The sequence below is a fragment of the Acinetobacter sp. SFA genome (assembly GCF_001647535.1).
GTDB lineage: Bacteria > Pseudomonadota > Gammaproteobacteria > Pseudomonadales > Moraxellaceae > Acinetobacter > Acinetobacter pecorum.
The window spans coordinates 294,075-306,278 of the sequence record NZ_LSZI01000016.1; the positions used below are offsets into that span (position 1 = coordinate 294,075).

Annotated in this window: 10 protein-coding genes; 2 read left to right on the forward strand and 8 right to left on the reverse strand. The window is 41.9% G+C overall.

Annotated features, from left to right (window positions below; genetic code table 11):
• Positions 1-151 precede the first annotated feature (151 nt).
• Both AY607_RS08165 and AY607_RS08170 read right to left on the reverse strand, forming a co-directional pair.
• A complete protein-coding gene (locus AY607_RS08165) occupies positions 152-1,954 on the reverse strand; it encodes an acyl-CoA dehydrogenase C-terminal domain-containing protein (protein ID WP_064102300.1) in 1,803 nt (600 codons plus the stop codon).
• Between the two features lie 301 nt (positions 1,955-2,255).
• Complete coding sequence (locus tag AY607_RS08170) at positions 2,256-2,861, reverse strand: hypothetical protein (RefSeq protein WP_064102301.1); 606 nt, start codon at positions 2,859-2,861, stop codon at positions 2,256-2,258.
• Between the two features lie 135 nt (positions 2,862-2,996).
• Between AY607_RS08170 and baeS the strand changes: the two genes are divergently transcribed.
• Both baeS and AY607_RS08180 read left to right on the forward strand, forming a co-directional pair.
• The gene (baeS, locus tag AY607_RS08175) at positions 2,997-4,649 is read left to right on the forward strand and encodes a sensor histidine kinase efflux regulator BaeS (protein WP_064102302.1); all 1,653 of its coding nucleotides are present in this window, start codon (positions 2,997-2,999) and stop codon (positions 4,647-4,649) included.
• Between the two features lie 13 nt (positions 4,650-4,662).
• Entirely contained in the window at positions 4,663-5,349 is a 687-nt protein-coding gene (locus AY607_RS08180) for a response regulator (protein WP_064094738.1), read from the forward strand.
• A gap of 233 nt (positions 5,350-5,582) precedes the next feature.
• Here AY607_RS08180 and AY607_RS08185 read toward each other — a convergent pair whose 3' ends face one another.
• From AY607_RS08185 to AY607_RS08210, 6 genes are all read right to left on the reverse strand, one after another.
• Complete coding sequence (locus tag AY607_RS08185; RefSeq protein ID WP_064102303.1) at positions 5,583-6,137, reverse strand: GNAT family N-acetyltransferase; 555 nt, start codon at positions 6,135-6,137, stop codon at positions 5,583-5,585.
• Between the two features lie 164 nt (positions 6,138-6,301).
• Entirely contained in the window at positions 6,302-7,786 is a 1,485-nt protein-coding gene (locus AY607_RS08190; RefSeq protein WP_064102304.1) for a DKNYY domain-containing protein, read from the reverse strand.
• A 48-nt stretch (positions 7,787-7,834) separates the two neighbouring features.
• Positions 7,835-8,206 carry an MmcQ/YjbR family DNA-binding protein gene (locus tag AY607_RS08195; RefSeq protein ID WP_064102305.1) on the reverse strand — a complete coding sequence of 124 codons (372 nt, stop codon included), beginning with the start codon at positions 8,204-8,206 and terminating at the stop codon, positions 7,835-7,837.
• A gap of 73 nt (positions 8,207-8,279) precedes the next feature.
• Positions 8,280-9,725, reverse strand: a complete 1,446-nt coding sequence (locus tag AY607_RS08200; protein ID WP_064102306.1) for a protein adenylyltransferase SelO — start codon at positions 9,723-9,725, stop codon at positions 8,280-8,282.
• Between the two features lie 132 nt (positions 9,726-9,857).
• Positions 9,858-11,024, reverse strand: a complete 1,167-nt coding sequence (locus AY607_RS08205) for an acyl-CoA desaturase (RefSeq protein WP_064094732.1) — start codon at positions 11,022-11,024, stop codon at positions 9,858-9,860.
• Positions 11,025-11,469: 445 nt separating this feature from the next.
• Positions 11,470-12,183 (reverse strand): glycerophosphodiester phosphodiesterase, encoded by a 714-nt coding sequence (locus AY607_RS08210; RefSeq protein ID WP_064102307.1) that lies wholly within the window; start codon positions 12,181-12,183, stop codon positions 11,470-11,472.
• Positions 12,184-12,204: the final 21 nt, after the last annotated feature.

The following is a 12,204-nucleotide window of genomic DNA, read 5'->3' on the forward strand; positions in this document are numbered from 1 at the left end:
TTGTTTGATTGGGTTGTTTTGACTCAGTCTAAAGCATTAAAAATCTGAATGTTAGACGACTAAAGGTTAATTCTGTAACGCTTTATAAAGAAAAAGGACTGCCTGATGATGACCGTCCTTTTTCTTATTATACATTTAAAACTGCACTAACTTAGAATGCGAAGTGTTCAGCATCTAAAGTCATTAACGGCTCTACACCTGTTGCAATCACGTCAACGTGTGCACGAACACGTGGCAGGATTTTCTTGAAGTAGAAACGTGCAGTAGTCAACTTGGCATTGTAGAAGTCTGCTTCAGTTGTACCGGCAGCAAGTGTTTCCTGAGCAACCAGTGCCATGCGTGCCCATAGGTATGCAAGGGTTACATAACCAGAGAAGTACAGGTAGTCAACCGCAGCTGCACCCACTTCTTCAGGGTTTTGCATCGCACGCATACCAATCTGCATGGTCAGGTCGCCCCATTCCTTGTTCAATGCCGCAAGCGGTTCAACAAACTCTTGCATTGCAGCATTGTCTTTGTTTGCTTCAGCAAATTTATGGATGATCTTGGTGAAGTCTTTCAACATTGCACCTTGAGTACCCAGAACTTTACGGCCTAACAAGTCCAGTGCCTGGATTTCAGTCGTACCTTCGTACAGGCAAGCAATACGTGTATCACGTACAATTTGCTCCATACCGTGCTCAGAAATAAAGCCATGACCACCGAATACCTGTACACCGTGTTTCGCAGCTTCAGAACCGGTTTCAGTCAGGAACGCTTTTGCGATAGGTGTGAGCAGTGACAAGATGTTGTCTGCAAATTTACGGTCTGCTTCTTCCGATGCATGTTCAACCACGTCAGCGTATTGTGCTAACAGGTAAACCAGGGCACGACCACCTTCTGCATATGCTTTTTGCGTCAACAGCATATTACGTACCGCAGGATGCACAATGATTGGATCTGCGTCTTTTTCAGGTGCTTTAGGACCACTTAAAGAACGCATTGCCAGACGGTCTTTTGCATATGCAAGTGCGCCCTGGAATGAACCTTCAGATGCTGCAAGACCTTGAACTGCTGTACCGATACGTGCTGTGTTCATGAACGTGAACATGCAGTTTAGACCACGGTTTTCAGGCCCAATCAGGTAACCTTTTGCGTTATCAAAGTTGATCACACACGTTGCGTTACCATGGATACCCATTTTGTGTTCGATCGAACCACAACGTACGCCATTGCGGTCAGCGATTGAACCGTCAGCATTCAGGTTGAATTTTGGTACGATGAACAGAGAAATACCTTTGGTACCTTTCGGTGCGCCAGGAAGGCGAGCCAGTACAATGTGGATGATGTTCTCTGCCATGTCATGTTCACCAGCAGAGATAAAGATTTTCTCGCCAGAGATTGCATAGCTGCCGTCAGCTTGTGGCTCGGCTTTGGTACGGATAATACCCAAGTCAGAACCTGCGTGAGATTCGGTCAGACACATGGTACCCGTCCACTCGCCTGAAACCAGTTTAGGCAGATAGGTATCTTTTTGTTCTTGAGAACCGTGGTGTTCTAAAGTACGAACTGCACCGTGAGACAGACCCGGGTACATACCCCATGCCCAGTTCGCAGTACCGACCATTTCAGAAATTGTGATGCCTAAAGAGTTAGGAAGACCTTGGCCGCCATATTGCTCTTCAGCAGAAAGAGAAGGGAAGCCCAGCTCGATATATTTTTGGTACGCTTCTTTAAAACCAGTTGGAGTGGTGACAACGCCATCATTCCAGGTACAGCCTTCACGGTCACCGGTCTGGTTAATAGGAGATAATTCATTTTCACAGAAGTCTGCTGCAGCTTCTAAGTACTGATCCACCAGCTCACGGTTTACGTTTTCTTGGAATGCAGGGAGATTTGCATAGTGTTGTTCAGCATTTAATAACTCATGCAAAACGAATTGCATATCACGTAAAGGCGCTTTGTATTGTGGCATATCGGGTTCCTCAATACTGGTTGAACCAGCGTTATAATCTTAGATGAACTAAAACCTGTCGTCACTGACATGGTTTGGAATAGTCTAATCGTGCAACAACTTCCCTTGCGGTACAAGCTTTTTGAGGTGATTTGTTGGTGACTGTAAAGTCAAAGATTAATCTGAATAGTGCCTTAAATGTCTTGCGTATAAAGACTTTAGTCATATTCTGCAGGAAAGGAATAGTCAACTGCATGCAAAAAAGTGCACACAATAAAAAAGCACCCGAAGGTGCTAATGGTGAGGCATTGATTCCTATGTATTAATAGGCAGGCGCTTTAGGCTGGAAACGAACAAGGCATTTGCCATTGATGGTGTGTTCACCCATCTTGATCTGTACTGCAGTACCGTCTTTTTTACCTTGACAGGCTTGGCGCATTGCCTGTTGATGTGCCTGACGTTGAGCCAGACGCTGATCAAACTGTTTGGTTAATTCTGCACGTTGGGCATCAGTCAGGACTTCGCCACGCATCATGCTTCCACGCATGTCACCACGCATTGGACCATATTCAGCTTGCATGCCGCGATATTCGCCACGTTGACCTTTCATATCTTTACGAACTGCTTTAAAGACCATCTGGCAGGTACCGTCTATGGTTTTATCGCCACTCTTGACCTGAATGGCTGAACCAGCAGCTTTATTGTCGCAGGCCTGTTGAAGCTGTTTGGCAAACTGCATCCGTTCTGCACGTTTCGCCTTAAACTGCTCACGCTGTTCAGGGCTTAGATGATGTTTTTTACCTTCATGATGTTTCATCATGTGGGGGTGATCACTGCTTTGCACATTGCTGGTAGATTGACAGGCAGTCAAGGCACCCATTGATAAAACACTGGCACTGATTAATGCTATTTTTGTCATGGTTTGCATATGATTTATCCCGTTAAAGGTCTGATTCTTTTGATCGTTAAAGATTAAACAATAAAGATGTAGAAACAATGAAGGGTTTTTTGATGCAGTGTTCGCTACAATAATGAATATAGAAGAAAAATTGAGATTTCTATTTTGAACATTCGCCGTATTCCCATTGCATTACGTCTATTTTTGACTGTGCTGTTGACCACGCTGGTCATTACCACGGTGAGTCTGGGTGTATTGCATCTGAATATGCAGCGTAATTTTGCCCGCTATGTCGCCGATGTCGAAATGCAGAAGCTGGATTATGTAATTGAAAATCTGGCAGATGTCTATGCAGTCTATCAGGACTGGGGTAATGCGATTCAGGCACAGATTCTCCAGATAGAAGGTGAAGCCGCACCGGATGATTATGACCGTTTATCACGCTGGTGGCTGCGCCGTCAGTATGATATTGCCTTGCAACAGCGTTATTTTCAGGAACAGACCCTGGCTCAGGTCGCACCCAGTATGGTAGATCCGGCGCTGCCACAACGTCAGGTCAATGAAGAAGAATTACGTGTGCTGGCATCTAATTTGCCTTCACAGTTTCAGCCCTTTGAAGGTTTGAAATTCCCGCTCAGCTCCAATCAGAATCTGTTTAGATCTGACCGCAAGAATGGGGAACAGCCAGCACAGCAACCGACCGGCAAGAAGCAGTTTATCCAGATGCCGGATCGTCTTGGTCTCAGTTCACGTCTTTCCCTGTATGATGCCAAGCGTCGTTTTGTGGTCGGTGAGGCTTCGGATGAGCAGGTCTCCTATCGTCCGATTATGGTAAATAACCAGATTGTCGGCTATTTGGGCTTAAAACCGGTACTGGACCAAGATGATGCCTTAAGTATCAATTTCTTTAGTAACCAGAAGCGTTATTTATTTCTGGTATATGCACTCAGCGTTCTGGCAAGTCTGATTGCTTCCCTGTTACTGGCGACTTATTTTAAAAAGCCGATTCAACGTCTGCTGAATGGTACGCGAGCCTTAACCCAGGGTAATTATCAATATCAGATTAAAGTGAACCGCAATGATGAACTGGGTGATTTATCCAATGAACTAAATGCATTGGCGGTAATTCTGGATCAGCATGAAACCTCCCGCCGTCAGTGGGTGGCAGATACTTCGCATGAATTAAAAACCCCACTGGCAGTATTGCAGGCACAGATTGAAGCAATGCAGGATGGAATCCGTAAACCAACCCCTGAGCATTTTACTTCCATGCTGGCGCAGGTGAGTAGCCTGAAAAAGCTGACTCAAGATCTGGCTGCACTGGCACAGGCAGATGCCCAGCAATTGCAATTCTATTTCTCGACGGTCAATCCTTGGGAAGTGGTACAGCAGGAACTTATCAACTTCCAGCCGAACTTTGAACAGGCTGAATTGACAGTCACTGCAGAGGGTGAAGGTACTGAGTTAAATCTGGATCTGGATCGTTTTAAACAGATTGTGGCGAACTTGCTAAGCAACAGTATTCGCTATACTGAAGCAGGCGGGCAGGTTTATATTCATACCACACAAGATGATAAAGAATGGACCCTGTATGTCGATGACAGTCCATATGGCCTGACCGATGAACAACTGGCACGTATTGGTGAACGTTTCTACCGTGTCGATGATTCACGTACCCGGGCCACTGGCGGAACCGGCCTTGGTTTGGCATTATCATGTAAAATTACGCAGGCGCTGGGCGGCAGCTTAAGCTTTGCACATTCACCGTTGGGTGGTTTGCGATGCAAGCTGAGCTTTCCTAAACAAATGAAACCATGAAGGGAATATATTGATGAAACATATCATGCTGGTTGAAGATGAAATCGAACTCGCACAGTTGGTGCGAGACTATCTGGAAGCTGCTGGTTTTGAGGTCAGTATGTTTCATGATGGGCAGGAAGCATATAACAGCTTTACCCAGCGTAAACCGAGTCTGATGATTCTGGATCTGATGGTGCCGCGTATGGACGGTCTGACCATTTGCCGTAAAGTACGAGAACAGTCAGATTTGCCAATTATCATGGTGACCGCGCGTACCGAAGAGATTGATCGCGTGCTGGGGCTGAATATGGGGGCTGATGATTATATCTGTAAGCCATTTAGTCCAAAGGAGCTGGTAGCACGGGTACAGGCTGTGTTACGTCGTTTGGACCGTAAATCAGAACCGGAAAGCAATGACCTGTTCCGCATGGACAAATCCCAGCAACGGATCTGGTACCAGCAAAAAGCTTTGAACCTGACACCGACTGAATTCCGTTTACTGGAATTATTCCTGGAACATGTTGGACAGGTCTATTCTCGTGCGCAATTGCTGGATCATATCAATCCGGACAGTTTTGATGTCGCAGACCGGGTCATTGACAGTCATATCAAAAACCTGCGCCGCAAGATTTCCGATGCAGCTGAAACCGGTAACCGTCATGAGTGGATTCAGGCGGTGTATGGGGTCGGTTACCGTTTTGAATATCCTGAAGACTGATTAAGTTTTTAATGTTTAAGAGAAGCGAATGGGTGAGTACTTATTCGCTTTTTTTATAAAGCATTATTCTTTTGATTTTATGAAAAGAACAGGACACTTGTATAATGCCTCCTGGATCATTTTTAGAGGGTTCTGAAACCTAGGGTTTTTGATGGTTAAGAACTTATTCTGAAAATTATTTATTACTTTTTTAGATTCTGATTGAGTGCGAAAAACTGTTGGCTATCAATATTTTAATTTATTTCAATATAATAATGAATACAGTCTCTAGTATCCTCACCGATTAAAGGAAATCTTGCCCAATTTTTTAAAATGCCTGTTTGGGTGAAACCTGATTTCATCAGGGCGCTTTTTGATCTGCTATGTTCTGCATTACAAAAAGTCTCAATTCTTTCAAGAGTGCTATTATTTTTTAAATAGGTAATTACAGCTTTTAGTGACTCTTGCATGAATCCTTGTCCTTGAAATTTTTTTCCTAGTCCAAAGTGGATTTCCCCACAATTCTCTTTATTAAAAAGCAATACAATTCCCAGAGCCAAATCCGTTTTCTTGTCGCTAACAATCCAGGCAAAATTTTTATCTGGGTCTTCCCAGTTGACCCCACACCAATTTTCCAACATGTTTTTTGTCTGACTTATATTTTTATGTGGCATTCTCTGGAGGTATTTGCTCGCTTCCCAGTCTCCGAAATATTCAGTAAAGAGAGAATTTTCATCCCCAGTCTGAAATTTACGTAAATTTAGACGATCAGTTTTTATAGGCGAAGCTAATACTTTGCGAGTTTTCATAGTTATTTAATTTAAAATTCTAGCTTTAGTTTAAAAATATATGATCAGTTTATTCAAGTACAGCTTAAATGTTCCTAAGTAATTTAATTTTTCAGTTGATAAAAGTTCATCGTTAAATAGTCATGCCTTACATCAATACACATTCGGTTGGGGGTCAAATGACATTAGGACAAAATATTTTTAAAGCAAAAACGTTGAACATCCTTAATTTTACTGAATTTTTTACCTTTTACTGGCTTGAATATGTCCTTGTTTTTTAACAATTCTTCTGCCTGAGGGTAGCTCAGTTGATTTTTACGTAATTGATCAATTGTAGTGCTCTGCCTCACCTCAAACACAGATTCAGTCCAGCTTCCATATTCTGGAAGGTAAAAAATTCGATTTCTATATATCCAAAAACTCCCTTTGAGCGAAATCCCTTTATATAAGGGATGCTGAATGAACACATCTTCCTCTTTTTTCCATTGAGAGAAGGGCATATTGTTTAGCATTCTAATTTCTGAAGTTGTTGAGCATAATTCAGAAAAAAACATGAATAAAGTGCTTGAGAAGGTTTGATATTTTCTAAAAAAATAAATGTGCTTACCATTACTGAATACACTTGGGGATAATCTGTGAAGGTCTGAGATAAAGGGATTTTTGTTGAGGACTTCAAGTTGAAGCTTTTGAGTATTAAAAAAAGCGATTTGATCCTCAGAAGTAAAAATTGGGAAAAAGGTATGATTGTCATCTTTTTTAATTATCTTTAGATTTGGATAATCAATTTTATGTGATTGATAAAAATAGCGATCGCTTAGTGGGTCATATAAGTAAATTTCGAAGTCAAATGGAATGGATTTTAAAGCGTCATTGTAATTTAAATCTAAAATTTCATGTTTATAAAAAACATTTTTTTGATCTGTGATATAGCTGTTTTCTTGCCAGATTTTTTCATGGGGTTGAAAGGAGGTTAAATATCTTAAGTGATATGGATCTGTTGATTTTAACTGTTGTCCTTCAACATAAGTCGATTCACCATTCGTCACGATATTTTTAATTATTAGCTTATAGTTTTGCTTACCATTTTTTAACTGATATAGAGGGTAGTGGTATCCTGATTTTGCAATTTTTCTCCCCAATAACATCGAATCTATTTTTTCAGATAAAGTAGGATCGATCGAATCTGAACTTGCCCTAAAATTCCAATCACAAAAATAAGTATTTTGATGATCAGTCAGATAGCCCCCTCCCAGATAAATTAAACGAGAAGGGCTTAGATTAGGAATTTTTTGAAATCCACAATACACATTGTTCTTATCTAGGGCTATATTTTTTCTTCGATTTTGATCTTGATCAAAAGAATCTTTCCAATGGAAATGTTGAGCCAATGTTTTAAATGAGTTTACATCCGCTTCTGGAATGGGAACGCCATATCGAGCAAGTGGAATGGGGAAAAAGTAATAAATTTGATTATTAAATTTTTGAAAATGAGACGATTCATTTTTAACAAGAGCGACCCCTGTACGGTTAAAATAATCTGTGATGAGTCCTGGAGGGGAGAATTGCGCTAAGCGTTCCTCCTTGCTTAAAGTGGGTTTGGTGAATTGAGGAAATAGATAGATTAAGACTAGTATGGTTAAAGCAATCCCTATCATTTTTATATTTGACATGCATCCTCACATGAGCAATGAAATTTTATTCTTGAAGTATTAGGTTATTTAATTTTTAGTATTTAATAGAGAAATTCTCTGTCTTTCAACTTTCTTCAATTTTGCCACAACCAACTCATAAGAATTCAGCACCAAATCTTTAATCAAAGATTCATCCAGATCTTCCTCCTCGTAAACTGAAATCCAATGCTGTTTATTCATATGCCAGCCAGTACGAATATATGGATAAATATCCCGCAGCATTGCACCGTGCTCAGGCTCGACTTTTAAATTAATGGCAGCTTTACTTTGCAAATGAAAAGTCAGCATAAAGACTTTATCCATGACTTTATAAACATCACAGCCCTTGCCAAAAGGCTGGGTGACTGTTACTTCAGGAAGTTTTAAAGCAGTTTGGGCAGTAAGAGTGTGTAAGGTCATAAGCTGTGAATAAATAAAAAAACTGTGGATAGTGTTTAAATTATCCACAGTTTTTATTTTAGATGTGAATAAATTAAGAAGAACAGCTGACCATTACTTCTGGCACATCACTTGGCAATGGTGCTAAATCTTCAGGCTGTTCCAGATCTGACTGTTTCAGATAAGGCTGACTCAATAATTTAAACAGGCGGTCTACTTCAGAAAAATCATCCCGCTCTGCCAGTTCAATGGCTTTCTGTGCCATATGATTTCGCAGAATATAATGCGGATTGGCCAGTTGCATGGCGGCATCCAATTCTTCTATATCCTGGTGTTCACGGATAGATTCATATTGCGCCAGGAATGCTTCAAACTGGCGTCGGTCCAAGCAATCATCTTTAAGGGCTTCATAGTCTTTATTTTGCAACCGGATAAAACTCTGGGTGTAGTCCAGTTGCTCACTTTGCAAAATTCGCAGGAATACCATTGCACAGTCAAAACTGTCTTTATGGAAACTTGGCAACCCCATTTTCTGGTTTAAACCATGTTCATAATGTTCCAGGAAAGTTGGTTCATAGTGTTCCAGACATTGGGACAGATCTTGTTTCCATTGTTCTTTATCATAGTCTATAGGGCAGAGCGAAATGAGGTTATTCAACCACATCCATAAATTCCAGTGTCCGATACTGGGCTGCTGCTGATAGGTGTAACGGCCTTGATAATCGGAATGGTTATTAATCCAGTTCGGACGGAAACGTTCCATAAAACCATAAGGGCCAAAGTCGAGTGTTGAGCCGGTAATATTCAGGTTGTCGGTATTCATCACGCCATGTGCAAAACCGACCAGTTGCCATTTGGCAATCATGACGGCAGTGCGCTGAATGACTTTGGTGGCAAAGGCTAATATTGGCTGTTCAGCTTGCAGACATTCGGCATAATGCCACTCAATACATTTTTGCGTGAACTCAGCTAATACATCTGGTTGATATTGATTGATCCACTCGAAATGACCGAAACGGATATGACAATCCGAAGTGCGCAACATCATCGCGCCCGGCTCAAGCTTCTCGCGCTGAATTCCCTGCGTGGACGAGGTGAATCCAACTGCATTACTGGATGCGACACCCAAAGCATTCAAGGCATGACCTGCCAGATACTCACGGATCACTGAACGCAGCACCGCACGACCATCTCCCATACGCGAATAAGGCGTAGACCCAGCACCTTTTAAATGTAGATCAATGGTCTGATTATTTTTATCCAGAATTTGCGCAATCAGCAGCCCGCGACCATCTCCCAACTGTCCTGCCCATTGTCCAAACTGATGGCCTGCATAGACCATGGCTAAGGGTTCAAACTCAGCAAAGACTTTCTGAGCACTACAAATCTCGACCCATTGTGCCTTGTCTTCGTCCGACCATTGCAGCTGTTCTGCCAATGCAGCATTAAAATGTCCGGCTTTTGCGCCTTTTAACGGAAGGGGAAGCTGATGATGATAGAGACAGGACGGAAGTGTTTGATAGCGAGAATTAAAATACATGGCATCAGTACAGGATTGAAATAGGTTGACTATAACAAAGATAGTTGTATAAAACTGTTGTATAAGCGAGAGTTCACGTTATCTTTCAGCATAAAAAAAGCCCCGAGTGGGGCTTTTCGTTTTTACAGGTTTTTATTGAGAAACTGCAGATTTTTTCAAATTACGAACCAGTAAGTTCAAGGTCTCACGGTGATGGGAAAGACGTTGTTCTACCAGCTGGAACTCAACTTTCAATTTGTCATCCATCTGGTGAATTTTTTCAGCCATCGATGCTTTCTTGACCTGAATTTCCTGTTCTTTCAACTTCGCCCAGTCATTTAAAGTTTGGGTAAAAGCATCATATTCCTGTGCAATCTTGGTTTTTACTGTCGAGATGTCTTCAGAAACGTCATGGCCATAAACTGCAAGATCCTGTTCAGCATATTTAAACTTCATTGCCAATTCCGCTTTTTTAATATTAAAGCTAGGAATACGGCGCAAGTTTTTTGCTAAACCGAGTTTAGAGCAGGTCCAGATCAACCATTTGGTTGGATCATACTGCCACCATTTCACGCCGTTACGGTAGTCGTACTGGAAAATGTGGTGATAGTTATGATAACCCTCACCCCAAGTTGCGATTGCAAGTACAAAATTGTCACGCGCAGTATTTTCGTCAGTATATGGACGATTTCCCCACATATGGCACAGCGAGTTGATAAAGAACGTGACGTGATGGCTCAGGATTAAACGCATTAATCCGCCTAACAGCAATACACCCCAGACATCGCCTACCATCAAGCCAATAGGTAATAAAATTGCGGCATGAACGGCAATCACTAATGGAACGTAGTATTTGTCCTGAAACATCACTACTTTATCTTTCAACAGATCTGGCGCATTTTTGTAGTTGGCTACACCGGATGGATAATCACGTAACATCCAGCCGATATGTGCATACCAGAAGCCTCGATTGATCGAGTACGGGTCTTGCTCCACGTCATCAACATGACGGTGATGGGTACGGTGACCAGATGCCCAGAATAAAATACTATTCTGTACTGCAAATGTACCCATGATCATCAAGATGATCTTTAATGGTAAGGTGGCTTCATAAGCACGATGTGCCCACAGGCGATGGTATCCTGCTGTAATGCCAAGGCTGCTTACGCCCAGTAAAACAAACATACTGATCCAAGCGGCAACACTAAAATCATGGTGATACGCATACAACGGAATCGCAATCAGGGCTACGATTGGTAAAAATACCAAGGCAAACACAGCAATCCAGTTGATGGGGGCTTTGGGTAAGGGAGCATTCATCTCCAACAGCACTCCTAGAACCTCGAAAGGTTTTAACAATAAGCAGAAACCGCTGTTCGTTTTAACAGCAGCCTATCTTGTTCATATTAGCATGTGGTCTAGGGCTGCACTAGCATTATTGTACGGTTGTATTGTACTTGTGAGTCTTGGAATAAGCCGGCAAAAACTGCCATTTTTCCAAGCTGGATAAACCCTGATTTCTGCCTAAGTGACTGAGGATCATCAACCTTTTATTTTTTTATTTTTGGGTTAGGATAGCTCAAAGGGTTGTTCATAATTTCTACAAGATTGCATATCAGTTTGCAGACAGATGCGGAAAATAAACCTAAGTTAACCTAGACTTAGCATAAGTTTAAGCAGATTCTCTATTTTTAAAAAATTGATGAGGGTAAAGATATAAACAAGAAGATAACTGCAAATTTATTATGTAAATGAGGCTAGTACTTTAAAGCTGTTGCAGCATCAGTTTTGGATAATCTGTAATTAAGCCCTGAATACCCCAGTCCCGAAGCTGCTTGGCACGCGTCACATCATTGACCGTCCAGACACTGATATTTAGCTCGGCTGCCTGCGTAGCTTGGATCAGGTCTTGGCTAACCAGTTCATTCATCCAGCCAATATGACAGCATCCCAGTTCCAGCGCCTGATCAATGGCTTGGTGTTTGACATCGGTTTCAATCAACAAACCGCGTTTTAAGCGGGAGTTTTGCTGTTTCAAAGCATTCAGGATTTTCGCATCAAAGCTAGTAACAATAGCTGCCTGCTCATAGCCTTGCAGTTGTTGTTCGACTTCTAATGCTATTTTTTCGGCGGCTGCTTCGGAGTCAACGCTTTTGATTTCCACTTCAATATGTTCAAAATTTCGAATGACATTTAAGGTTTGATCAAGGAGCGGAGTGGCTTCGATTTTATTCCATTGTGACCATTTGACTGCATGATTATATTGGACAAGATCTTGACGGTTACACTCATACAAAGGCTTCTGCAAGCCGGTGGTACGAACAAAATTGTCGTCATGCATGATGATTAAAGCATTGTCTTTGAGTTGACGAACATCAAACTCAACGGCGCGAATGCCGATTTCCTGAATATACTGAAAACCGCCCAAGGTATTTTCAGGGGCTTCGCCACGTGCACCACGATGTCCAATTATGCGCATAAGATGCTCATGAGTGGGAAA

Bases quoted from the DNA above. Each gene is read 5' to 3' on its own strand.
- AY607_RS08170 (WP_064102301.1), bottom strand. From the start codon at position 2,861: ATGCAAACCATGACAAAAATAGCATTAATCAGTGCCAGTGTTTTATCA.
- AY607_RS08190 (WP_064102304.1), bottom strand. From the start codon at position 7,786: ATGTCAAATATAAAAATGATAGGGATTGCTTTAACCATACTAGTCTTA.
- AY607_RS08195 (WP_064102305.1), bottom strand. From the start codon at position 8,206: ATGACCTTACACACTCTTACTGCCCAAACTGCTTTAAAACTTCCTGAA.
- AY607_RS08185 (WP_064102303.1), bottom strand. From the start codon at position 6,137: ATGAAAACTCGCAAAGTATTAGCTTCGCCTATAAAAACTGATCGTCTA.
- AY607_RS08205 (WP_064094732.1), bottom strand. From the start codon at position 11,024: ATGAATGCTCCCTTACCCAAAGCCCCCATCAACTGGATTGCTGTGTTT.
- AY607_RS08180 (WP_064094738.1), top strand. From the start codon at position 4,663: ATGAAACATATCATGCTGGTTGAAGATGAAATCGAACTCGCACAGTTG.
- AY607_RS08200 (WP_064102306.1), bottom strand. From the start codon at position 9,725: ATGTATTTTAATTCTCGCTATCAAACACTTCCGTCCTGTCTCTATCAT.
- AY607_RS08165 (WP_064102300.1), bottom strand. From the start codon at position 1,954: ATGCCACAATACAAAGCGCCTTTACGTGATATGCAATTCGTTTTGCAT.
- AY607_RS08210 (WP_064102307.1), bottom strand. From the start codon at position 12,183: ATGCGCATAATTGGACATCGTGGTGCACGTGGCGAAGCCCCTGAAAAT.